The sequence below is a fragment of the Acidovorax sp. sif0632 genome, assembly GCF_019218805.1.
Classification (GTDB): domain Bacteria; phylum Pseudomonadota; class Gammaproteobacteria; order Burkholderiales; family Burkholderiaceae_C; genus Acidovorax; species Acidovorax facilis.
Map to the genome: position 1 here is coordinate 475276 of NZ_JAHUWW010000001.1, position 23118 is coordinate 498393.

At 65.4% G+C, this 23118-nt stretch carries 16 protein-coding genes and 1 riboswitch; of the genes, 13 read left to right on the forward strand and 3 right to left on the reverse strand.

The features are described from left to right. Positions 1-16 precede the first annotated feature (16 nt). The 9 genes from mraY to ftsZ all read left to right on the forward strand — a co-directional run bounded on the left by mraY (position 17) and on the right by ftsZ (position 11593). Entirely contained in the window at positions 17-1195 is a 1179-nt protein-coding gene (mraY, locus tag KW832_RS02155; RefSeq protein ID WP_121507542.1) for a phospho-N-acetylmuramoyl-pentapeptide-transferase, read from the forward strand. After that, positions 1192-3216 (forward strand): UDP-N-acetylmuramoyl-L-alanine--D-glutamate ligase, encoded by a 2025-nt coding sequence (gene murD / locus KW832_RS02160; RefSeq protein WP_218298799.1) that lies wholly within the window; start codon positions 1192-1194, stop codon positions 3214-3216. The genes mraY and murD overlap by 4 nt, the downstream gene beginning before the upstream one ends. Beyond that, positions 3213-4487, forward strand: coding sequence for a putative lipid II flippase FtsW (gene ftsW / locus KW832_RS02165; RefSeq protein ID WP_055399564.1), 1275 nt, complete (start codon positions 3213-3215; stop codon positions 4485-4487). Before murD ends, ftsW begins: the two co-directional genes overlap by 4 nt. Beyond that, on the forward strand, positions 4484-5548 hold the full coding sequence (murG, locus tag KW832_RS02170; protein ID WP_218298798.1) for an undecaprenyldiphospho-muramoylpentapeptide beta-N-acetylglucosaminyltransferase: 1065 nt from the start codon (positions 4484-4486) through the stop codon (positions 5546-5548). Before ftsW ends, murG begins: the two co-directional genes overlap by 4 nt. Continuing rightward, positions 5545-6978 carry a UDP-N-acetylmuramate--L-alanine ligase gene (gene murC / locus KW832_RS02175; protein WP_218298797.1) on the forward strand — a complete coding sequence of 478 codons (1434 nt, stop codon included), beginning with the start codon at positions 5545-5547 and terminating at the stop codon, positions 6976-6978. The genes murG and murC overlap by 4 nt, the downstream gene beginning before the upstream one ends. Next, entirely contained in the window at positions 6975-7964 is a 990-nt protein-coding gene (locus KW832_RS02180) for a D-alanine--D-alanine ligase (RefSeq protein WP_055399558.1), read from the forward strand. The genes murC and KW832_RS02180 overlap by 4 nt, the downstream gene beginning before the upstream one ends. Further along, complete coding sequence (locus tag KW832_RS02185; protein ID WP_121422313.1) at positions 7964-8779, forward strand: cell division protein FtsQ/DivIB; 816 nt, start codon at positions 7964-7966, stop codon at positions 8777-8779. Before KW832_RS02180 ends, KW832_RS02185 begins: the two co-directional genes overlap by 1 nt. Positions 8780-8886: 107 nt before the next feature. Beyond that, on the forward strand, positions 8887-10116 hold the full coding sequence (ftsA, locus tag KW832_RS02190) for a cell division protein FtsA (RefSeq protein WP_008903721.1): 1230 nt from the start codon (positions 8887-8889) through the stop codon (positions 10114-10116). 235 nt (positions 10117-10351) lie between these two features. Further along, positions 10352-11593: a cell division protein FtsZ gene (gene ftsZ, locus KW832_RS02195; protein WP_055399554.1), complete on the forward strand. Its 1242-nt coding sequence runs from the start codon at positions 10352-10354 to the stop codon at positions 11591-11593. 122 nt (positions 11594-11715) lie between these two features. Here the strand turns inward: ftsZ and KW832_RS02200 are convergent, their stop codons facing one another. Then, positions 11716-13503, reverse strand: a complete 1788-nt coding sequence (locus KW832_RS02200; protein ID WP_218298796.1) for a methyl-accepting chemotaxis protein — start codon at positions 13501-13503, stop codon at positions 11716-11718. A gap of 215 nt (positions 13504-13718) precedes the next feature. Here KW832_RS02200 and lpxC point away from each other — a divergent pair, with 215 nt between their 5' ends. The 4 genes from lpxC to KW832_RS02220 all read left to right on the forward strand — a co-directional run bounded on the left by lpxC (position 13719) and on the right by KW832_RS02220 (position 18853). After that, the gene (lpxC, locus tag KW832_RS02205) at positions 13719-14642 is read left to right on the forward strand and encodes a UDP-3-O-acyl-N-acetylglucosamine deacetylase (protein WP_055398552.1); all 924 of its coding nucleotides are present in this window, start codon (positions 13719-13721) and stop codon (positions 14640-14642) included. A gap of 7 nt (positions 14643-14649) precedes the next feature. Then, the gene (locus tag KW832_RS02210; protein ID WP_218298795.1) at positions 14650-14826 is read left to right on the forward strand and encodes a hypothetical protein; all 177 of its coding nucleotides are present in this window, start codon (positions 14650-14652) and stop codon (positions 14824-14826) included. 42 nt (positions 14827-14868) lie between these two features. After that, positions 14869-14992, forward strand: a riboswitch (TPP riboswitch). A gap of 115 nt (positions 14993-15107) precedes the next feature. Continuing rightward, the gene (gene thiC, locus KW832_RS02215; RefSeq protein WP_218298794.1) at positions 15108-17000 is read left to right on the forward strand and encodes a phosphomethylpyrimidine synthase ThiC; all 1893 of its coding nucleotides are present in this window, start codon (positions 15108-15110) and stop codon (positions 16998-17000) included. A 197-nt stretch (positions 17001-17197) separates the two neighbouring features. Then, on the forward strand, positions 17198-18853 hold the full coding sequence (locus tag KW832_RS02220; protein ID WP_055398550.1) for a methyl-accepting chemotaxis protein: 1656 nt from the start codon (positions 17198-17200) through the stop codon (positions 18851-18853). 248 nt (positions 18854-19101) lie between these two features. On the opposite strand, the gene KW832_RS02225 is transcribed toward KW832_RS02220, so the two are convergent. Both KW832_RS02225 and gspD read right to left on the reverse strand, forming a co-directional pair. Further along, positions 19102-20490 (reverse strand): GspE/PulE family protein, encoded by a 1389-nt coding sequence (locus KW832_RS02225; RefSeq protein WP_218298793.1) that lies wholly within the window; start codon positions 20488-20490, stop codon positions 19102-19104. Between the two features lie 13 nt (positions 20491-20503). Further along, complete coding sequence (gspD, locus tag KW832_RS02230; RefSeq protein WP_218298792.1) at positions 20504-23116, reverse strand: type II secretion system secretin GspD; 2613 nt, start codon at positions 23114-23116, stop codon at positions 20504-20506. Positions 23117-23118: the final 2 nt, after the last annotated feature.

The window sequence follows — 23118 nt, forward strand, 5'->3', positions numbered from 1 at the left end:
AAGCGGGGGAGGCCACATGCTGCTGATGTTGTCGCAATGGCTGCAGGGTCTGTCGCCCGAGTTCGGCTTTTTCCGCGTGTTCCAGTACCTCACGTTCCGCGCGGTGATGGCCGCCATGACGGCGCTGCTCATCGGCCTGATTGCGGGCCCCAAGGTGATCCGTGTGCTCACCTCGCTCAAGATCGGCCAGCCTATCCGGGGCTATGCCATGCAGACGCACCTGTCCAAGAGCGGAACGCCCACGATGGGTGGCGTGCTGATCCTGCTGTCGATTGCGATTTCCACGCTGTTGTGGTTCGACCTGTCCAACCGCTTTGTGTGGATCGTGCTCATCGTCACGCTGGGTTTTGGCGCCATCGGCTGGGTGGACGACTGGCGCAAGGTGGTCAACAAGGACCCCGAAGGCATGCGCTCGCGCGAGAAGTATTTCTGGCAGTCGGTGATCGGCTTGATTGCTGCGCTGTATCTGGTGTTCAGCATTTCCGAAAGCTCCAACGCCAAGGTGTGGGAGCTGTTCGTGGGCTGGGTGCAGTCGGGCTTCTCGCTGGACCTGCCACCCAAGGCAGGCTTGCAGCTGCCGTTCTTCAAGGAGATCAGCTACCCGCTGGGCGTGCTGGGCTTCGTGATCCTGACCTACCTCGTCATCGTCGGCTCCAGCAATGCCGTGAACCTGACAGACGGCCTGGACGGCCTGGCCATCATGCCGGTGGTGATGGTGGGTTCGGCCCTGGGCGTGTTTGCCTATGTCACGGGCAGCTCGGTGTACTCCAAGTACCTGTTTTTCCCGCACATTCCGGGCGCGGGCGAACTGTTGATCTTCTGCGCCGCCATGGCGGGGGCGGGCCTTGCCTTCCTGTGGTTCAACGCGCATCCAGCCCAGGTGTTCATGGGCGACGTGGGCGCACTGGCGCTGGGTGCTGCGCTGGGCACCATCGCCATCATCGTGCGGCAGGAAATCGTGCTGGCCATCATGGGCGGCATCTTCGTGGTTGAAGCACTGTCGGTGATGCTGCAGGTGACCTGGTTCAAGTTCACCAAGAAGCGCTACGGAGAAGGCCGCCGCCTGCTCAAGATGGCGCCCCTGCACCACCACTTTGAAAAGAGCGGCTGGAAGGAAACGCAGGTGGTCGTGCGCTTCTGGATCATCACCATGCTGCTTTGCCTCATCGGCCTGTCCACCTTGAAACTGCGATGAACGCTGACGAGCCTCTCATCCGTCCCACGCCCGCCGAACCCGGGGCGCCCGATGCCGCGCGGCCGTTGGCAGGGCCGGGTGCGGACGCCGACGTGAACGCGCCCGCCGGTGACGACTTTTTTGCACCGGACCCCACGGAAACTGTCGATGCCGATACCGAGGCGCTGAACACCGATGCGCAGCAGCCCAGCGTGGGCATTGCGGCTGAGCCGTCGTCCCGAGCTGGCGAACCCGTCGCTGCAGTGCCGCCTGAAATGGCCGCGCCGGACGTAACCCCTGCAGCCGGGAACGCACCCGCCAAGGGCCATACCTGGGACCCTGAAGCCGTGCCCGCCATCTCGGCTGCCAAGGCTGCCGCCGAATTCGTGGCGCAGATCTTTGCCGACGTATCGGCGCCCGAGGCCGCGCCCGTCGAGCACAGTGTCGACGTTGAAGACGTTGACGCCCCGGGTGCATCCGGCGCAGAGGCCGAGCCGCAGGTCGCGCCGCGCGAAGCCATGGCCCAACTGCTGCAAGGTCAGAACATCCTTATCCTGGGGCTGGGCGCCTCGGGCCTGGCCATGGCCCGCTGGTGCGTGCGCTGCGGGGCCGAGGTCACCGTGGCCGACACCCGCGCTGCGCCGCCACAGCTGCCCCTGCTGCAGCAGGAGCTGCCCCAGGTGCGTTTTGTCGCCGGTGCCTTTGATGCCAGCCTGGTGGAAGGCCAAGGCCTGAACGCGGTCTACCGTTCTCCCGGTTTGAGTCCTGAGGCAATAGCTCCTGTTTTGATAGCTGCTAGTGCCTGTGGAGTAAGCGCTGGGGGCGAACTAAGTTTGTATTCCATGGCGCTGAACGCGCTGCGGGCATCCCATGGCTACGCACCGGCGGTGCTGGCGATCACCGGTACCAACGGCAAAACCACGGTCACATCGCTCACGGGCCAGCTCGTGGAGCGTTCGGGAAAGAGCGTGGCCGTGGCTGGCAACATCGGCCCCACGTTGCTCGATACCCTGGCGGGCCACATCGACGCCGGCACGTTGCCCGAGGTGTGGGTGCTGGAGCTATCAAGCTTCCAGCTCGATGGTGTGACCAACTTTGAGCCCACTGCGGCGACCGTGCTCAACATCACGCAGGACCACCTGGACTGGCACGGTGACATGGCGGCCTACGCGGCGGCCAAGGCGCGCATCTTTGGCCAGACGGGGCTCATGATTTTGAACCGCGAAGACGTGGCCGTGATGCAGATGCTGCCGCCTCCGGTCAAGGTCAAGCTGCAAAAGCCCCAGGTGCGTGAGCACCTGACCTTTGGCGCCGACATGCCCCGGCGCCCCGGCGACTTTGGCATTGAGGTCGTGAGCGGCATGCCCTGGCTGGTACGCGCGATGGACGCGGATGAAACCCGCAAGCGCGGCCGCAACGAAGTGGCGGAAGACCTGCACATCCAGCGCCTGATGCCCGCCGATGCGCTGCGCATCCGGGGCCGCCACAATGCGGTGAACGCGCTGGCTGCGCTGGCCCTGGCCTCGGCCGCAGGCTGCACCTTGGCCCCGCTGCTGTACGGGCTGCGCGAATACCGGGGTGAGCCGCACCGCGTGGAGCCCGTGGCCATCATCAACGGCATTGAGTACTTTGACGACAGCAAGGGCACCAACGTGGGCGCCACGGTGGCGGCCCTTACCGGCCTGGGCGCAGAGCGCCGCATCGTGGTCATCCTGGGTGGCGAAGGCAAGGGGCAGGACTTCTCGCCGCTCGCAGCGCCGGTTTCGCGCTATGCGCGCGCTGTGGTGCTCATCGGGCGCGATGCGCCGCAGATCCGCGCTGCGCTGCAGGACTGCGGCGTGGTACTGCTGGATGCCGAGACGTTGCCTCAGGCTGTGGCTCTGGCCACGCAGCGGGCCCATGCGGGCGATGCCGTGCTGATGTCGCCCGCCTGCGCGAGTTTTGACATGTTCAAGGACTACGAACACCGCGCACAGGTCTTCTGCGACGCGGTGCGCACGCTGGCAGACGATGCCGGGCAATCCCTGGAGGGCATGGCATGACCGCCGACGTGCGCAATTCCACATTGCTGCAGCGGGTGACCGGCTGGTTTGGCGGCCTGCCCGGCAAGGCGGCCGACGTATTGCCGGTGCGCGTGGGTGGCACCGAGTACCGCCAGTCGTCGAGCACACCGGCCAGCGTGCTGGGTTTCGACCAGGCCCTGCTGTGGGTGGTGGTTGCATTGCTGGCCTGGGGGCTGGTGATGGTGTATTCGGCCTCGATTGCCATGCCGGACAACCCGCGTTTTGCCAACTATGCCTCCACCCATTTTCTGACCCGCCACGCGATGTATCTGGTGATCGGGTTTGTGGTGGCGCTGCTGGCCTTCCAGGTGCCGATGGCGCTGTGGGAGCGTGCGGCGCCGTGGTTGTTCGTGGTCGCGTTGCTGCTGCTGATCGCGGTGCTGATCCCCGGCGTGGGCAAGGTCGTCAACGGCGCGCGGCGCTGGTTGTCCATCGGACCCATTGGCTTTCAGCCCTCTGAAGTGGCCAAGTTTGCCGTGCTCATCTATGCGGCCGACTACATGGTGCGCAAGATGGAAGTGAAGGAGCGGTTTTTCCGCGCCGTGCTGCCCATGGGCGCTGCCGTGGGCATTGTGGGCGTGCTGCTGCTGGCCGAACCCGACATGGGCGCGTTCATGGTCGTGGCCGTCATTGCCATGGGCATTCTGTTCCTGGGGGGCGTCAACGCCCGCATGTTCTTTCTCATCGCCGGGGTGCTGGTGGCGGCTTTTGGCGTGATGATCGCCAGCTCGCCTTGGCGGCGCGAACGCGTGTTTGCCTATCTCGACCCCTTCAGCGAGGAGCACGCCCTGGGCAAGGGCTACCAGCTCTCGCACTCGCTCATCGCCATCGGGCGCGGCGAGATCTTCGGTGTGGGGCTGGGCGGCAGCGTGGAAAAGCTGCACTGGCTGCCCGAAGCGCACACCGACTTTTTGCTCGCCGTGATTGGCGAGGAGTTTGGCCTGGTGGGCGTGGTCACGCTCATCGTGCTGTTCTTGTGGATGACGCGTCGCATCATGCACATCGGCCGCCAGGCGATTGCCCTGGACCGCGTGTTCGCCGGGCTGGTAGCGCAGGGCGTGGCGATCTGGATCGGCTTTCAGGCCTTCATCAACATGGGCGTGAACCTGGGCGCGTTGCCCACCAAGGGGCTCACGCTGCCGTTGATGAGCTTTGGGGGGTCTGCGATTTTGATGAACCTGGTGGCGCTTGCGGTGGTATTGCGGGTCGACTACGAGAACAAGCTCCTCATGAGAGGGGGCCGCGTATGAGCGCGCAGAAAACTGCTCTGATCATGGCCGGTGGCACCGGCGGCCACATCTTTCCGGGCCTTGCGGTGGCCGAAGAGCTGCGCACGCATGGCTGGCGTGTGCACTGGCTGGGCGCGCCCGGCAGCATGGAGTCGCGCATCGTGCCCACGCACGGCTTCGCCCTCGAACTGATCGACTTCTCGGGCGTGCGCGGCAAAGGCATCGTGACGCTGGCCCTGCTGCCGCTGCGCCTGTTGCGTGCCTTCTGGCAAGCCCTGCAGGTGGTGCGGCGCGTCAAGCCCGATGTGGTGGTGGGCCTGGGCGGCTACATCACATTTCCGGGCGGCATGATGGGGGTGCTGGCAGGCAAGCCGCTGGTGCTGCACGAGCAGAACTCGGTGGCGGGCATGGCCAACAAGGTGCTGGCCGGTGTGGCCGACCGGGTGTTCACCGCCTTCCCCAACGTGTTCAAACAAGGCCAGTGGGTGGGTAACCCCCTGCGCACGCCGTTCACGCAGCAGCCCGGCCCGGCCGAGCGGTTTGCGGGGCGCACCGGTCCGCTGCGCCTGCTGGTGGTGGGTGGCAGCCTGGGGGCGCGCGCACTCAACGAGATCGTGCCAAAGGCTATTGCCCTGATGCCTGCCGACCAGCGCCCGCAGGTGATTCACCAGAGCGGCGCCACGCAGATCGACGCCCTGCGGGCCAACTATGCGGCTGCAGGGGTCGAGGCGGAGTGCACGCCCTTCATCGATGACACCGCCAGCGCGTTTGCGGCGGCCGACATCGTCGTCTGCCGCTCTGGCGCGAGCACGGTCACCGAGATCGCTGCCGTGGGCGCTGCTGCCTTGTTTGTGCCGTTCCCGTCGGCGGTGGACGACCACCAGACCACCAATGCCAGGTTCCTCGTGGATGCCGGTGGCGGCTGGTTGGTGCAGCAGCGCGACCTGACGCCCGAGGGGCTGTCGAAAATGCTATTGAAATTGGAGCGCCCTGCGCTTGTAGATATTGCGCTGAAGGCCAAAAACATGCAAAAAATCAACGCAACCCGCGAAGTGGTGACTGCCTGCGAGGAGTTGGCATGAAACACGCGATTCGCCATATCCATTTTGTGGGCCTGGGCGGCGCGGGCATGAGCGGCATCGCCGAGGTGCTGTTCAACCTAGGCTACCGCATCTCGGGCTCGGACCTGGCCGACAGCGCCACGCTGCGCCGCCTGGAGGGGCTGGGCATCAAGACCTGCCTGGGCCATGCAGCCGCGCACATCGACGGCGCGGATGCCGTGGTCACCTCCACCGCCGTCACGCCCGACAACCCCGAGGTGCTGGCCGCGCGCGAGAAAAAAATTCCCGTGGTGCCCCGCGCGCTCATGCTGGCGGAGCTGATGCGCCTGAAGCAGGGCATCGCCATTGCAGGCACCCACGGCAAGACGACCACCACCAGCCTCGTGACCAGCGTGCTGGCCGAGGCGGGCCTGGACCCGACCTTTGTGATCGGCGGCAAGCTCAACAGCGCAGGCGCCAATGCCAAGCTGGGCAGCGGCGACTACATCGTGGTCGAGGCCGACGAGTCCGACGCATCGTTCCTGAACCTGCTGCCCGTGATGGCCGTGGTGACCAACATCGACGCCGACCACATGGAGACCTACGGCCACGACTTCGGCCGGCTCAAGGGCGCGTTTGTCGATTTCCTGCACCGCATGCCGTTCTACGGCACGGCCATCCTGTGTGTGGACAGCCCGGCCGTGCGCGACATCCTGCAAAGCGTGACCTGCCCCATCACCAGCTACGGCTTTTCGGAAGACGCGCAGGTGCGCGCCATCAACGTGCGGGCCGAGGCGGGCCAGATGCGCTTTACCGTGCAGCGGCGCAACGGCGTCACGCTGCCCGACATGGAGATCGTGCTCAACCTCGCGGGCGAGCACAACGTGCTCAACGCGCTGTCGGCCATTGCCGTGGCCGTGGAGCTGAACATTCCGGACGAAGCCGTACAGCGTGCGCTGGCGGGCTTCAAGGGCGTGGGCCGGCGCTTCCAGCGTTATGGCGACCTGCCCGCCAAGGACGGCGGCCAGTTCACCGTGATCGACGACTACGGCCACCACCCGGTGGAGATGGCGGCCACCTTGGCTGCCGCACGGGGTGCCTTCCCGGGGCGCCGCCTGGTGCTGGCTTTCCAGCCGCACCGCTACAGCCGCACGCGCGATTGCTTCGAGGATTTTGTGAAGGTCATCGGCAATGCCGATGCCGTGCTGCTCACCGAGGTGTATGCCGCTGGGGAGGCGCCTGTGGTGGCCGCCGATGGTCGATCGCTGGCCCGCGCGCTGCGCGTGGCGGGCCGCGTGGAGCCGGTGTTCATCGACAACGTGGCCGACCTGCCCCAGGCCATTGCCGACAACGCGAAGGCCGACGACGTGGTGATGTGCATGGGCGCAGGGTCGATTGGCGCCGTACCTGGCAAGGTGGTGGAGATGCTACAAAATAGTGAGCTATCAGCGCTTGAAGGGAGCGCGCTATGACCGTTTTTGATTCCAATTTTGATGTGAAATCCCTGGGCAAGGTTGCCGTACTGATGGGCGGTGACTCGGCCGAGCGCGAGGTCTCGCTGATGTCTGGCAGCGGCGTGCTGCAGGCGCTGCGTTCGCGCGGGGTGGATGCCCATGCCTTCGACCCCGCGCAGAACGCACTGGGTGACCTGAAGCGCGACGGCTATGCGCGCTGTTTCATCGCGCTGCACGGCCGCCATGGCGAGGACGGTACGGTGCAGGGCGCACTGGAGCTGCTGCGCATCCCGTACACCGGTCCGGGCGTGATGGCCTCGGCCATCGCCATGGACAAGGTCATGACCAAGCGCGTGTGGCTGGCCGAGGGCCTGCCCACACCACGTTACGTGTGGCTGGCGCCCGACCGCCAGCAGCGCGAGGTGGTGCGCACCGTGCCCGATGAGCTGGGCCTGCCCCTCATCGTGAAGCCGCCGCGCGAAGGCTCCTCCATCGGCGTGACCAAGGTGCGTGGCTACTCGGACATGCAGGAGGCCGTGCAGCTGTCTGCCCAGTACGACCCCGATGTGTTGTGCGAAGAGTTCATCGAAGGCGAAGAAGTGACCTGCCCCGTGCTGGGCCAGGGCGCCAGTGCCCGTGCGCTGCCAGTGATCCGCATCGTGGCGCCCGATGGCGCCTACGACTACCAGAACAAGTATTTCACCGATGACGTGAAGTACCAGTGCCCGAGCGGCCTGCCCGAGGCTGAGGAGCGCGAGATCCAGCGCATCGTGCTGGAGGCTTACCGCACCCTGGGTTGCCGGGGCTGGGGCCGTGCCGACCTGATGATCCGCGCCAGCGATCGCAAGCCCTTCCTGCTGGAGATGAACACGTCCCCCGGCATGACCGGGCATTCGCTGGTGCCGATGTCCGCACGGGCTTCGGGCATCAGCTACGAAGAGCTGTGCCTGCGCATCCTGGCCGATGCCGCCTTGGACACACCGACAAGGTCGAAGGCCGACTGATGACCCAAACGTTGCCCGCACCGCTGGACGTCAAGCTCATGAACCTGACCGCATCGGTCTTGTTCGTGGGCTGCGTCCTGCTTGTGCTGGCGGCGGGGGCCTGGTGGGTGCTGCGCTACCCGGGCTTTGCGATTGCGCGCATCGTGGTGCAGGGCGAGCTGGTGCACAACAACGCGGTGACCTTGCGGGCCAATGTCGCGCCGCACTTGGTGGGCAATTTCTTCACGGTGGATTTGCGTGCCGCGCGCGAGGCCTTCGAGCAAGTGCCCTGGGTGCGCCGCGCCCAGGTGCGGCGGGTGTACCCCGGCAGCCTGCGCGTGGAACTGCAGGAGCATGACGCCGTGGCGTACTGGGGGCCGGACACCGGCTCTGCACTGGTCAACAGCCAGGGCGAAGTGTTCGAGGCCAACGTGGGTGATGTGGAACAGGACGGCCTGCCGCGCCTGCTGGGACCTGCGGGCAGCTCCCCCGAGGTGCTGCAGATGTTTGGCCTGCTGCAGCCGGTGTTCAAACCGCTCGGGCTGGAGGTCGAGACGCTGGAGCTGACGGGGCGGGGCGGTTGGCGGGCCACGCTGGACAGCGACGCCGTGGTGGAGCTGGGCGGCGGCACGCCGCAGGAGGTGGTGCAGCGCACGCAACGCTTCACGCGCACCCTGACACAGGTGGCTGCGCAGTACGGGCGGCGCGTGGATGCCCTGGAGTCCGCCGATCTGCGGCATGCCGGGGGCTACGCCCTGCGCATGCGCGGTGTGACCACGGTGGTGACCGATACCGCAGCGGCGGCTGCTTCGGCCAGTGCCGTGCGCAGGAGGTAATGGCATGCAGCAACAGCAACAGCGCTGGTATGTGGAGCGGGACGCAGGTGGGTTCGTGAATGGGGCCGTGGGGCGGCGGGACAGAACAGAGAAGGGCAGAGACTGATATGGCAAGAGAATACAAAGACGTTGTGGTGGGGCTGGATATCGGCACCGCCAAGGTCATGGCCGTGGTGGCCGAGGTCCTGCCCAATGGCGAGCTCAAGCTTGCAGGCTTGGGCGTAGCCCCGAGCAATGGTCTCAAGCGCGGTGTGGTGGTGAACATCGACGCTACCGTGCAAAGCATCCAGCAGGCCCTGAAAGAGGCCGAGCTGATGGCCGACTGCAAGATCCAGCGTGTGTACACCGGCATCACCGGCAGCCATATCCGGGGGCTCAACTCCAGCGGCATGGTGGCCGTGAAGGACAAGGAAGTCACCTCGGCCGACGTGGCGCGCGTGGTCGAGACGGCCAAGGCCATCAACATCAGCAGCGACCAGCGCCTGCTGCTGGTGGAGCCGCAAGAGTTTGTGATCGATGGGCAGGATGTGAAAGAGCCCATCGGCATGAGCGGCATCCGCCTGGAGGCCAAGATCCACATCGTGACCGGTGCGCAGAGCGCGGCCGAAAACATCATCAAGTGCGTACGCCGTTGCGGCCTGGAGGTCGAGCAGCTCATGCTGAACCCGCTGGCCAGCAGCCAGGCCGTGCTGACCGACGATGAGCGCGAGCTGGGTGTGGTGGTGGTGGACATCGGCGCGGGCACGACGGATGTTGCCATCTTCACCGGCGGCGCGATCCGCCACACGGCAGTGATTCCGATTGCGGGCGACCTCATCACCAGCGACATCGCCATGGCGCTGCGCACGCCCACCAAGGACGCTGAAGACATCAAGGTGGAAAGCGGCTACGCCAAACAACTGCTGGCCGACCCGGAGGCGCAGGTGGAAGTGCCGGGCCTGGGCGACCGCAGCCCGCGCATGCTGAGCAAGCAGGCGCTGGCCGGTGTGATCGAGCCGCGGGTGGAAGAAATTTTCTCGCTCGTGCAGCAGGTGGTGCGCGAGTCGGGCTATGAAGAAGTGCTGTCGTCGGGCATCGTGCTCACAGGCGGCAGCTCGGTGATGCCCGGCATGATCGAGCTGGGGGAAGACATCTTCCTCAAGCCCGTGCGCCGAGGCATTCCCAAGTATTCCAGCGCGTTGTCTGACATGGTGGCCCAGCCCCGTGCTGCTACCGTCATGGGCCTTCTCGAAGAGGCCCGGCTGGCCCGTTTGCGCGGCTTCAAGGTGGCGCAAAAGAGCGGGTCCATGAAGACGGCGTTCGGCCGTTTCAAAGATTTCATCGTGGGGAATTTCTGACCATGAAATACCCAGGAATGAGCGCCGCCGGGCCGCCCCAAGGTGCGAAGGCCCCCTTGGGGGGCAGCGCAGCACACGCAGTGGCAAGCGTGGGGGCCTTGTGGTTAGCCCGTGGTAGCCCACACGGCACTGCGCGAGAGCGATGGCGATGTACAGGACCGCCTCGTTCTCCAGCCACCAGTACCCCCTTCCCCATATGGCAATTGCCTACGAATTTAGAAACAGGAGCTCCAAGATGACCATCGAAATGATCGAAGCCGAAGAATTCAACCAGGGCACCCAGATCAAGGTGATCGGTGTGGGCGGTGGCGGCAGCAATGCCGTCGAGCACATGATTTCCCGCAGCGTGCAGGGCGTGGAGTTTGTCAGCGCCAATACCGACGCGCAGGCGCTCACGCGCAGTTCGGCCCACCGTGTCATCCAGCTGGGTGGCAGTGGTCTGGGGGCAGGCGGCAAGCCTGAAAAGGCGCGCGATGCAGCCGAAGCGGCAGTGGAAGACATCCGCGACGCCATCCAGGGCGCGCACATGCTGTTCATCACGGCGGGCATGGGCGGTGGCACGGGCACGGGGGCGGCCCCGGTGATCGCGCGCATCGCCAAGGAGATGGGTATTCTGACCGTGGGTGTGGTGACCAAGCCTTTCGACTGGGAAGGTGGCCGCCGCATGAAGAACGCCGACGAAGGCCTGGCCGAGCTGGAAGCCAATGTGGATTCGCTGATCGTGGTGCTCAACGAAAAGCTGCTCGATGTGCTGGGCGATGACATCACCCAGGACGAAGCCTTTGCACACGCCAACGATGTGCTCAAGAACGCCGTGGGCGGCATTGCCGAGATCATCAACGAATACGGCCAGGTGAACGTGGACTTCGAAGACGTGCGCACCGTGATGGGCGAGCCCGGCAAGGCCATGATGGGCACGGCCACTGCCAGCGGCCCCGACCGCGCCCGCATCGCTGCCGAGCAGGCCATTGCCTGCCCGCTGCTCGAAGGCATCGACCTGTCGGGTGCCAAGGGCGTGCTGGTGCTGGTCACCGCGAGCAAGGGCAGCCTCAAGCTGTCCGAGTCGCGCCAGGCCATGAACACCATCAATGCCTACGCATCGACCGACGCTCATGTGATCTTCGGCGCTGCCTACGACGAAACCCTGGGCGACGAGATCCGCGTGACCGTGGTGGCCACAGGCCTGTCGCGTGCCAACGCACGCCGCCAGCCCATCTCGGTGGTGCAAGGTGGCCTGCGCACGGGCACGGACAATATGGCCTACCAGATGCCCATGGCCGGTGTGGGAACGCTGGGGGGGGCTGTGGGTGTGCAAGGCGGCCACACGGGCAGCGCGCAAGCCGACTACGGCAGCATGTCGGTGCCCAGCGTGTGGCGCACCAACCGCACCCAGGCTGCGGCCCGTGTGGACGCGCTGTCCTCGGGTGGCATGGATGACCTGGAGATCCCGGCCTTCCTGCGCAAGCAAGCCGACTGATCGACAACGGGCTCTTCCATGGGCCGCAAGACAAGAAGCCCTGCCAGCACAAGCTGGCAGGGCTTCTTTTTTGGCAGCGAGGTTTGCTTGCGCTGTGCTTGTGTTGCTTCAGGCCCTTGGGGTCAGAAGGACTCCCAGTCGTCGTTGTTGTTGTCCGCTGCAGGTTTGGGGCTGCTGGCCTTGGGCGGCAGCGCCGCTGCCGGGGCCTTGGCGGGCGATGCAGGGCGGGATGCAGCGGCCTTGGCCAGTGCGGGGCGTGGTGCGGCAGTGCGTACGGGAGCGGGTGTGGGGCGGGGTGTGGCCGCAGGGGCGGGCCGGTTTGCCGGGGACGGTGCTGGGGCATTGCTGCCATTGACCCGGAACAGCGCGACCACCTGGGTGAGCTTCATGGCCTGCTCGCGCAGACTGTCTGCGGCGGCAGTGGATTGCTCCACCAAGGCAGAGTTCTGCTGCGTCATCTGGTCGAGCTGGTTCATGGCCGTGTTGACCTGGGCAATGCCCTGGCTCTGCTCGGACGTGGCCGAGCGGATTTCGCCAATGATGTCGGTCACGCGCTGAACGCTTTCCACGATCTCGGTCATGGTGGCGCCCGCATTGCCCACCAGCTGCGTGCCCGATTCCACCTTTTCGACCGACGCGCCAATCAGGGCCTTGATCTCCTTGGCGGCTTCGGCACTGCGTCCGGCCAGGCTGCGCACCTCGCTGGCCACCACGGCAAAGCCCCGGCCTTGCTCGCCAGCGCGGGCCGCCTCGACGGCGGCATTCAGGGCCAGGATATTGGTCTGGAAGGCGATGCCATCGATCACGCCGATGATGTCGCTGATCTTGTTGCTGCTGGCGTTGATGTCCTGCATGGTGGCCACCACCCGGGACACCACTTCACCCCCACGTGCCGCGACCGCAGCGGCTGATGTGGCCATCTGGTTGGCCGTCTGCGCGGAGTCCGAGGTCTGCTTGACGGTGCTGGTCAGCTCCTCCATGCTGCTGGCCGTGCTTTGCAGGTTGCTGGCGGTGTCTTCGGTGCGGTGGGCCAGGTCGTTGTTGCCCTGCGCGATTTCGCTCGACGCGGTGGCGATGCTGTCGGTGGCGGCGCGCACGTCGGTGACCAGCTTGCGCAGCGAAGTGACCATGTGGGCGAGCCCGTCGAGCATCGAGCCTGGGTGGGCCGTGGGGATGTGTGTATCGAGATTGCCTTCGGCCACTTCCGACATGATCGCGATGGCGTCAGTAGGCTCTCCCCCGATCTGGCGCAGCACGGAGCGCGATACGAACAGGCCGATGGCCCCCACCACAAGAATCACCACCACCACCATGGCCAGGCTCGACAGCAGGGCCTTGCGCAGCAGCATGTCCACGTCATCGGTATACAGCCCCGAGCCCACCATCCAGTTCCAGCCGTCTACACGGACGATGTACTGCAGCTTGGGCACCGGGGTGGTCTGGTTGGGGCGGGCAAACATGGTGGGGACAAACGCTTTGCCATCCTTGCTGCTGCGCATGCCGTTCACCAGCAGGGCGATGATGTCCACCCCCGAGCCGTCCTTGACCTTGCCCAGCATGTTCTGCCCATCCCACTCGGGTTTAAAGGGGTGCATCACCCCCACGCCCTCGGTGGTCCAGATGTAGAAATACTCGGTCTTGCCCTCGGGGCCGCCATAGCGCGCAATGCGCAGGGCGTCCTTGGCGGCCTTTTGGGCCTCCTCCTGGGGCATGGCGCCGCTGGCGGCCTTGGCCTGGTAGGCGGCCACAATGCTGTGGGCGGACTGGACGGCGGTGGTCAGCAGCTCTTTTCGGGACTCGGTGATGAGTCGTCGCTCCTGCAGGAGGGAGGTGACGGCCATGATCAGCAGCGCGACAAGCGCAGTGCCGATCATGAGCATGATTTTCATTTTGAAGCTGAGCTTGCTCATGGGAGTCTCCTGGGGGGCATCTGTGGTGTGTTCATGTTGTATCTTTTCAAGGCCCTCTGGCCCCAAATTGTGCGGCGAACCCGGGGGCCTGCGCAGTAGGTGAAAACGCGGCGGTAGCTCTACGTACGGGCCCCAAGCGCTCCGGGCATGGCGTCTGCAAGGCAGGCAAGACCTCAGCCGGTGCGGGACAGGGCGCCAGAAACTAAAATGGCGGGATGCTCCAGCAACGCACCCTCAAGACACTGACCCGCGCCGTAGGCGTCGGGCTGCACAGCGGCCAGCGGGTCGAGTTGACCCTGCGGCCAGCACAGCCGGACACGGGGATTGTCTTTCGGCGGGTGGATCTGCCACAGCCCGTGGACATCCCGATCCGCGCCGAGGCCGTGACGGACACCCGGATGGCATCCACCATCGCGGTCGGCAATGCCAAGGTGCACACGGTGGAACACCTGATGTCGGCCTGTGCGGGGCTGGGGCTGGATAACCTTTATGTGGACATCACGGCCGAAGAGGTGCCTATCCTCGACGGATCTTCCGCATCTTTCGTTTTCCTGCTCCAGAGCGCAGGGGTCGAGCTGCAAAACGCGCCCAAGCGCTTCATCCGCGTCCTGCGGCCGGTGGAGGTCCGCGAGGGCGAGGGCGCCAATGCCAAATGGGCACGTTTGACGCCTTACCACGGCTACAAGCTCAGTTTCGAGATCGACTTTGACCACCCGGCCGTGGACTCCACCGGCCAGCGTGTGGAGTTTGACCTGGGGCAAGGCAACTACAGCCGCGACATTGCCCGCGCCCGCACCTTCGGCTTCACCCGCGATGTGGAGATGATGCGCTCCAACGGCCTGGCCTTGGGCGGCGGGCTCGATAACGCCATCGTGATGGACGACTACAAGGTGCTCAACAGCGACGGCCTGCGCTACGACGACGAGTTCGTGAAGCACAAGATCCTGGATGCCATGGGCGACCTGTACCTCATTGGCAAGCCCCTGCTGGCTGCGTACAGCGCTTTCCGCTCGGGCCACGCCATGAACAACCTCTTGCTGCGCGAGCTGCTGGCCCAGCGTGATGCCTGGGAAGTGGTCACCTTCGAGGATGAGCGCCAGGCCCCCACCGGCTTCGCGCAACCTGCGCGCGCCTGGTAGCACGCACATGTTGATCTTTCGCTGGCTGACCATGTTGCTGCTTCTGGCGGCTGCCGTGTCGTTTGCGTTTTATGCCGGTACGGGGCAGGCGCGCTACAAGCGCCTGGGGCTCATCATCCTCAAGTGGACGGTGATTGCCGCCGTCTTTTTCTTTGCGGTGATCCTCATTGGCCGACTCGCGTGATGCGCGGGCTCTGCAACGCAGTTTTTTCTCTGGCCTATACTCGCGCCTGCTCCGGGGTGTGCTGATGCGCTGAGATGCAAGAGGCCTGAAGAAATTCAGACCAGCTTGCGAACCCGACGAACTTGATCCGGTTCATACCGGCGGAAGAAGAGCCGACCTCCTTGTCCCCGTGCCCCCAGTCCCTGTGGGCACGTCATGCCCCAGGCGCTGCCGCCCCTGGGGGGCGCACAGGTCCATTCCGGAGCAGACCCCACCGCCCACCGGAACCAGGAGACCTGCCCATGAACGCCCCCGATCCCATCGCTCGCGAGAAGTTTGCTGAATTGCTGGCGCTGACGCGCGAGCCTTTCCCCGCATCGCGCAAAGCCTATATCCCCGGCCAACTGCACACCGACCTGCGTGTGCCCGTGCGCGACATCGCGCTCACCAACGGCGAGCTGGTCAGCGTGTACGACACCTCCGGCCCTTACACCGACCCTGAAGCCGTGATCGACGTGCGCAAGGGCCTGGCCAGCGTGCGCGGGGGCTGGATCACCGGCCGTGGCGATGTGGAGCACTACGAAGGCCGCGCTCCCGTGGCGCTGGACGATGGGCAAAAGAGCGAAGACGCCACGCGCCTGGCCCAGCTGCGCGCCGAGGCCGCCGCCCTGCAGCGCAAGCCCCTGCGCGCCAAGGCCGGTGCCAACGTCACGCAGATGCACTACGCCAAGAAAGGCATCATCACGCCCGAGATGGAGTACGTGGCCATCCGCGAAAACGGCAAGCGCGAGTGGATGGAGCAGTACATGGCTGACGCAGGCCGCGAGCAGCGCCTGATGGGCAACCCGATGGGTGCCAGCATCCCGTGCATCATCACGCCCGAATTCGTGCGCGACGAAGTGGCCCGGGGCCGCGCCATCATCCCCGCCAACATCAACCACCCCGAAGTGGAGCCGATGGCAATCGGCCGCAATTTCCTGGTCAAGATCAACGCCAACATCGGCAACTCGGCCGTCACATCGAGCATTGAAGAAGAGGTGGAAAAGCTCGTGTGGGCGATCCGCTGGGGTGCCGACAACGTGATGGATCTTTCCACCGGCAAGAACATCCACACCACACGCGACTGGATCGTGCGCAACTCGCCCGTGCCGATTGGCACGGTGCCGATCTACCAGGCGCTGGAAAAGGTGGGCGGCGTGGCCGAAGACCTGACCTGGGAAATCTTCCGCGACACGCTGATCGAGCAGGCCGAGCAGGGCGTGGACTACTTCACCATCCACGCCGGTGTGCGCCTGGCCTACATCCACCTCACGGCGCAGCGGCGCACGGGCATTGTGTCGCGCGGCGGCTCCATCATGGCCAAGTGGTGCATGGCGCACCACCGCGAGAGCTTCCTGTACGAGCACTTCGAGGACATCTGCGACATCATGAAGGCGTACGACGTGTCGTTCAGCCTGGGCGATGGCCTGCGTCCCGGCTGCGCGTCCGATGCCAATGACGAAGCCCAGTTTGCCGAGCTGCACACGCTGGGCGAGCTGACCCAGGTGGCCTGGAAGCACGACGTGCAGACCATGATCGAAGGCCCCGGCCATGTGCCCATGCACATGATCCAGGCCAACATGACCGAGCAGCTCAAGACCTGCCACGAAGCGCCGTTCTACACCCTGGGCCCGCTGACCATCGACATCGCACCGGGCTATGACCACATTGCCAGCGCGATTGGCGCGGCCATGATCGGCTGGATGGGCACGGCCATGTTGTGCTACGTGACGCCCAAGGAGCACCTGGGACTGCCCGACCGCGACGACGTGAAGCAGGGGATCATTGCGTACAAGATCGCCGCCCACGCGGCCGACGTGGCCAAGGGGCACCCGGGCGCCCGCTCGCGCGACGATGCGCTCAGCCAGGCGCGCTTCGACTTCCGCTGGCAGGACCAGTTCAACCTGGGCCTGGACCCGGAAACAGCGAAGGAGTACCACGACGAAACCCTGCCCAAGGACTCGGCCAAGGTGGCGCATTTCTGCTCGATGTGCGGCCCCAAGTTCTGCTCGATGAAGATCACGCAGGAAGTGCGTGACTTTGCAAAACAAAAGGGTGTGGCCGAGGCTGAAGCCCTGGCCCAGGGCATGCAGACCAAAGCGGCAGAGTTTCAGAAGAGCGGGGGCGAGTTGTACATCCCCCTGAAGCCCGTTTGAGAACAGTGCAATAAGCGCAGCTACTGGCCCCGAGGATTCCCTGAAACAGGGCCTCGGGGCCGTGCTTACCCTGTGCGGTGGATAGCCCCGCCCGGCATATAGTCCCGCCCACCCCCGGTTCAGAAGACCGGGAGGAAGGGCGTGTGGCACTAAATTTGCTATGCTGAGTTACCTGTTAAAAAATGTAAGGAAGAGCCATGAATGCTCTCGGCCGCTTCTCTATCCGCACACGTCTTTACTTCGGAACCGTTTTTTCGCTGATTCTTCTGATCGTCATTGGCGCCATGGGCTACGTGGCCCTGGACCGCACCCGGGGCACATTGCAAGAGCTGTTTTCGCAGCGGGTGCAAACCCTGACCGATATGTCCGACCTGCGCACGACCCTGGGTGACCTGCGCCGGACCGAAAAAGACATCATCATCAATTTCAACAACTCGGTCGAGGTCTCTGCCCTGCGCGAGTCCTGGGCCAAGACCCTGGCTGCCCTGCGCAAGAGCCTGGCCGAGGTGCGCCAGGTGCAGTCGGGCGATGCAGAGTTTGTGGCCTCCATCGACAAATCCCTGGACGAGATCAAGCAGTACGAAACCGGCATTGCCCCCATCTTCGAGAAGATCGAGGGCGCGCAGCTCGATGGTGCGGGGGGCGGTGCCTACGCCGACCGCCTGAAGGTCCACATGGAGGCCACCGACAAGCTGTTCTCCAGCCTGGCCAGCGCGGCCCGCTCGCAGATGGACGAGGCCCGTGCGGGGGTTGAATCGCGCACTTCCACCATGTCGGCGTTGATTGGCATCGGGCTGGTGCTGGGGTTGGCGGTGCTGATTCCGCTCACCTTCTTCAGCGTGCGCTCCATCACCAAGTCGCTGGGGCAGGCGCAGGAACTGGCCGACCGCATTGCCAGTGGTGACCTCTCTCGCGATGTGGCGGCCATGAACCAGGACGAGGTGGGCCAGCTGGTGTCGGCCATGGGCCGCATGCAGGACGCCTTGCGGGGCCTGGTGCGCCAGGTGCAGGACGCGGCAGGCAACATCACCACCGCCAGTTCCGAGATCGCCAGCGGCAACCATGACCTGAGCCACCGCACCGAGCAGACCGCGGCCAATCTGGAGGAAACCGCTTCGTCCATGGAGTTGCTGACCAGCACCGTGCAGCAAAGCGCCCAGTCCTCCCGCCAGGCCAGCGACTTCGCTTCGTCGGCCGCCGAAGTGGCCGCACGCGGTGGTGCCGTGGTGTCGCAGGTGGTGACCACCATGGACCAGATCACGACCAGCTCGCGCAAGATTGCCGACATCACCGGTGTCATCGACTCCATTGCCTTCCAGACCAACATCCTGGCATTGAATGCGGCGGTGGAAGCTGCTCGCGCCGGTGAACAGGGCCGGGGCTTTGCCGTAGTGGCAAGCGAGGTGCGCAACCTCGCGCAGCGCAGCGCCGAGGCGGCCAAGGAGATCAAGGGTCTGATCGGTTCGTCGGTGGAACGCGTCGAAGATGGATCGCGCCTGGTCAGCCAGGCCGGGCAGACCATGACCGAGATTGTCAGCAGCGTGCGCCGGGTGTCTGACATCATTGCCGAGATCACAGCCTCGTCGGCCGAGCAAAGTGACAACATCGGCCAGATCAGTCAGTCCGTGAGCCAGCTCGACCAGATGACGCAGCAGAACGCCGCGCTGGTGGAAGAGTCCACCGCTGCCTCTGAATCGCTGCGCGAACAGGCGCTGCACCTGAGCAGTGCGGTCAGCCAGTTCAAGCTGCAGGACGGCGGGGCTCCTGCACCCTCGGTCTTCAGCGCGGCAGCGGCGCCCGCTGCGCCAGCCGTGGCCCAGGCGCAGCGCAGGCCTGCGCTGCGCATACGTTAATTTTGAGCATTTTTGACCGCTAGGGACCCTCTGCACGAATCACCGCGCCGTGTGCATCTGCGGTCTCGGGCGGTCTGCGGCGTTGCAAAACCTCGCAATAGCTACGGCTATTGCTGCGTTTTGCGCCTTGCAGCCCATCACGATCCGCAGCGCACACTTGCCGCTCGATTCGTGCAGAGGATCCCTAGCGCTTATCTATTAAGCGCTAGTTGCTATCAAAATAATATCAAACTGGCCTCTGCGGCTGGCTAGTCCCGCGTCACCCGCAGCACTTCCTCGCGGCTGGTGATGCCTGCTGCAATCAGCCGTTCCCCATCCTCGCGCATCAGCGCCATGCCGTCGGCCAGCGCGGCGGTGCGGATGTCGGCTTCGGACGCCTGGTTGTGGATTTGCGCGCGGATCGCGTCGGTGGTCACCAGCAACTCGAACACACCGGTGCGGCCCGTGTAGCCCGTCTGGCCGCAGTGCTCGCACCCGCTGCCGTGGCAATGGCTGCAGTATTTGCGCACCAGCCGCTGGGCCAGCACGCCGAGCAGGGACGACGACAACAGGAACGGCTCCACCCCCATGTCGGTCAGCCGCGTGACGGCGCTGGCTGCGTCGTTGGTGTGCAGCGTGGCCAGCACCAGGTGGCCCGTGAGTGAGGCCTGGATGGCGATCTGTGCGGTTTCGAAGTCGCGGATTTCGCCGATCATGATGATGTCCGGGTCCTGGCGCAGGATGGCGCGCAGGGCCTTGGCAAAGGTCAGCTCGATCTTGCTGTTGACCTGCGTTTGCCCTACCCCGGGCAGCTCGTACTCGATGGGATCTTCCACCGTCATGATGTTGTTGCGCGTGGCATCGAGCCGACCCAGCGCCGCGTACAGCGTGGTGGTCTTGCCCGAACCCGTGGGCCCCGTCACCAGAATGATCCCGTGCGGCTGGCTGATCAGGCCCTCGAAGCGGCGCAGCGTCTCACCCTGCATGCCCACGGCTTCCAGGCTCAGCTTGCTTTCGCTCTTGTCCAAGAGGCGCAGCACCGCGCGCTCGCCATGGGCGCTGGGCAGGGTGGAAACGCGTACGTCAATGGCGCGGGTGCCCAGGCGCAGGCTGATGCGGCCGTCCTGCGGCAGGCGTTTCTCAGAGATGTCCAGGTCGGCCATGATCTTCAGGCGCGAGATCAGCGCGGCGTGCAGCGCGCGGTTGGGTTGCACCACCTCGCGCAGGGTGCCGTCCACGCGAAAACGCACGCTGGAATGGCGCTCGTAGGGCTCGATGTGGATGTCGCTCGCGCCATCGCGCGCGGCCTGCGTGAGCAGGGCGTTGAGCATGCGGATGATGGGTGCATCGCCCGCGGATTCGAGCAAGTCCTCGACAGCGGGAAGCTCCTGCATCATGCGCGAGAGGTCCGCGTCGCTTTCGACCTCGCTCACCACGGTGGCGGCGCTCGATTCGCTGTGCGAATACACGGCGCTGATGCGCTGGGCCAGGGCCGGGGCGTCCAGCGGCAGCAATTGCTGCACCGGGTGTTTGCGCAGCACTTCGGACAGCGCACCGGCGTCGGGGTTGGGGCCATGCCACAGCACCAGCTGGTGGCCGTCGTCCTCCAGCAGCAGCTGGGCGGTGCGGGCAAAGGCGTAGGGCAGGGGGTGGCGCATGGGCGTGGGTCCGTCAGAGCGCCTTGGGCGAGACCGTGGCGTTGAGTGCCAGACTGCGCACGGTGGCGGCAGCGGCGTTGGCCGCGTCTTCGGTGTTGTAGGGGCCCACACGCACGCGGGTGAGCGTGCCCCGGTTGGTGTCTACCGCCTGGATGGACAGGGGCAGTGCCGTGCTGCGCAGCTTGGTCATGGCGCTGCGCGATTCCGCGTCCTTGCCGAACACGCCCACGTTCACGTAGTACAGCGGCGCAGGGACCTGCGCCTGGGCCGTGGGGCTGGACTGCTCCAGAGGCACGCTGCTTTGGGGAGCGGTACCCGGTGTGGTGGGGGGGGGCGCTACAGGGGTGAGCTGCTGCATGGGAACGGGCACCGGCGCGGCGGGCTGCACAGGCATGGGGCTGGCGACCGAAGGCGCCCGCTCGGGCAGCGAGGGAAGAATGGGGGCGCCAGAGACCGACTTCATGACGGTGCTGGCGGCTGGCTGCGTGGCCTGCTGCAGCGCGCGGATCGCTTCGTAGCGGTCCATCATCAGTGCATCGCTGGTGGCGTTGTCGCGCACCACAATGGGGCGCAGGAAGACCATAAGATTGGTCTTGTTGCGCGAGCGGGTTTCGCTGCGGAACAGGTTGCCCACCACCGGCAGGTCGCCCATCACCGGCACCTTGTCCTGGCCTTGTTGGTAGCTGTCTTCCAGCAGGCCGCCGATCACGATGATGCTGCCGTCGTCCACCACCACGTTCGACTCGATGGAGCGCTTGCTGGTGCTAGGGCCGTTGGCATTGCTGAGGGTGGCGGTGTCGATCTTGGACACCTCCTGGTAGATCGCCATCTTCACCGTGCCGTTTTCGCTGATTTGCGGACGCACCTTGAGCATCAGGCCCACGTCCTTGCGTTCCACGGTCTGGAACGGGCTCACGGTGCTGCTGCCCGTGGTGTTGGCGTACGAGCCGGTGACGAAGGGCACGTTGTTGCCGATGATGATTCGCGCTTCCTCGTTGTCCAGCGTCATCAGGTTGGGAGTGGAGAGCACGTTGGCATCGCCGCTGTTCTGCAAAAAGTTGGCCAGTGCGCCCAGGTAGTACTGGCCGTTGATGCGTGGCGCCAGCGCCAGGTTCATGCCCTGACCCAGCGTGCCCGCCGCCGTTGCGATGCTGGATGCATTTCCTGTCGCCAGTGCCGCAGTGATGCCCAGGATGTTGGCGCCCGCCTGTCCGGAATTGGTGCCGATCACGCCCACGGTGCCATCGCCTTGTTTGCCCAGGATGCCTTGCCACTGGATGCCGAACTCGGCGAGCTTGTTGGCCGAGACTTCCACGATCAGGCTTTCCACCAGCACCTGTGCGCGGCGTCCGTCGAGCTTGTCGATCACAGCACGCAACTGGCGGTACAGTGGCTCGGGCGCCGTGATGATGAGCGAGTTGGTGGTGGGGTCAGCCTGGATCTGGCCGCCCGTGGACGGCTGGTTGTTGTTGGTGCTGCTGGTGCCCATGCCGCTGCTTCCCGAGCCCAGTCCCCCGCTGCTGCCACCTGATAGACCGCTGCCTGTGGACAGCATGTTGCCGCTGGTGCCGCCACCGCCCAGGCCTCCACTGGGCGCGGCCGGTGCGGCACTCGCGCCCGCGCTGCCACCGCCCGTGTTGCCGGTGCCGCCCATGGCTGCCATGGCGGCACGCAGCGTGGTGGCCAGCTTGGTGGCGTCGGCGTTCTTCAGGTACACCACATGGATGTTGCCGGTGGACGCACTGCTGCCGGGCGCAGGCGCCTGATCCAGCTGTGCCACCAGTGCGCGCACCTGGGCCACACGGGCCGGGTTGGCGGCGCGCAGGATCAGCGCGTTGCTTCGCGGCTCGGCAATCAGCGTGGTCTTGAACGAGGTGTCCGCCTGCCCCTGTGCGGCGACCGGCGCGGCACCGCTGCCCCCGTCGATCAGGCGCGCCACCAGGGGTGCAAGGTCGGTGGCGACGGCGTTGCGCAGCGGGATCACTTCCACATCGCTGGCGTTGGAGACATCCATGGCCGCCACGATGCGCGCCAGGCGCTGCAGGTTGTCCGCGTAATCGGTGATCACCAGCGAGTTGTTGCCGGGGTTCACGTTGATGGTGTTGTTGGGGCTGATCAGCGGGCGCAGCACGGGCACCAGATTGGCGGCGTTTTCAAAGTTGAGCTTGAAGATCTGGGTGACGATCTGACCGCCACCGGGCGCGCTGCCAGAGCTGCCCTGCACCACGCTCACGCTGCCGCCTTGCAGCTTGGCGTCGGCCTCGGGCACCACCTTGTACAGGCCTGCAGCCTCCACCACTGTAAAGCCCTGCAGCCGCAGCGCGGCCAGGAACTGCTGGAAGGCGGCGGCGGGCGACACGGCGCGTTCGGTGACCAGGTTGAGCTGGCCCTTCACGCGCGGGTCGACCACCACGTTGCGGCCCGTGATGGTGGCCATGGTGCGGGCCACGGCTTCGATTTCGGCGTTGGCGAAGTTCAGGGTGACGGGCTCGCCGGCGCGCACGCTGCCGGTGCCGGTATCAATTGCGGTTTGGGCAATAATTTGGCCGCTGGCGCACGCCAGTAGTGCGCTAGCTGCTATTGCTTTAAGAGCAAAACCCAGACGTGGTGACAACAAGGAGTTCATAG

Bases quoted from the DNA above. Each gene is read 5' to 3' on its own strand.
- murD (WP_218298799.1), top strand. From the start codon at position 1,192: ATGAACGCTGACGAGCCTCTCATCCGTCCCACGCCCGCCGAACCCGGG.
- KW832_RS02210 (WP_218298795.1), top strand. From the start codon at position 14,650: ATGTTGATCTTTCGCTGGCTGACCATGTTGCTGCTTCTGGCGGCTGCC.
- mraY (WP_121507542.1), top strand. From the start codon at position 17: ATGCTGCTGATGTTGTCGCAATGGCTGCAGGGTCTGTCGCCCGAGTTC.
- murC (WP_218298797.1), top strand. From the start codon at position 5,545: ATGAAACACGCGATTCGCCATATCCATTTTGTGGGCCTGGGCGGCGCG.
- KW832_RS02185 (WP_121422313.1), top strand. From the start codon at position 7,964: ATGACCCAAACGTTGCCCGCACCGCTGGACGTCAAGCTCATGAACCTG.
- gspD (WP_218298792.1), bottom strand. From the start codon at position 23,116: ATGAACTCCTTGTTGTCACCACGTCTGGGTTTTGCTCTTAAAGCAATA.
- thiC (WP_218298794.1), top strand. From the start codon at position 15,108: ATGAACGCCCCCGATCCCATCGCTCGCGAGAAGTTTGCTGAATTGCTG.
- lpxC (WP_055398552.1), top strand. From the start codon at position 13,719: ATGCTCCAGCAACGCACCCTCAAGACACTGACCCGCGCCGTAGGCGTC.
- ftsA (WP_008903721.1), top strand. From the start codon at position 8,887: ATGGCAAGAGAATACAAAGACGTTGTGGTGGGGCTGGATATCGGCACC.
- KW832_RS02225 (WP_218298793.1), bottom strand. From the start codon at position 20,490: ATGCGCCACCCCCTGCCCTACGCCTTTGCCCGCACCGCCCAGCTGCTG.
- ftsZ (WP_055399554.1), top strand. From the start codon at position 10,352: ATGACCATCGAAATGATCGAAGCCGAAGAATTCAACCAGGGCACCCAG.
- ftsW (WP_055399564.1), top strand. From the start codon at position 3,213: ATGACCGCCGACGTGCGCAATTCCACATTGCTGCAGCGGGTGACCGGC.
- KW832_RS02220 (WP_055398550.1), top strand. From the start codon at position 17,198: ATGAATGCTCTCGGCCGCTTCTCTATCCGCACACGTCTTTACTTCGGA.
- KW832_RS02200 (WP_218298796.1), bottom strand. From the start codon at position 13,503: ATGAGCAAGCTCAGCTTCAAAATGAAAATCATGCTCATGATCGGCACT.
- KW832_RS02180 (WP_055399558.1), top strand. From the start codon at position 6,975: ATGACCGTTTTTGATTCCAATTTTGATGTGAAATCCCTGGGCAAGGTT.
- murG (WP_218298798.1), top strand. From the start codon at position 4,484: ATGAGCGCGCAGAAAACTGCTCTGATCATGGCCGGTGGCACCGGCGGC.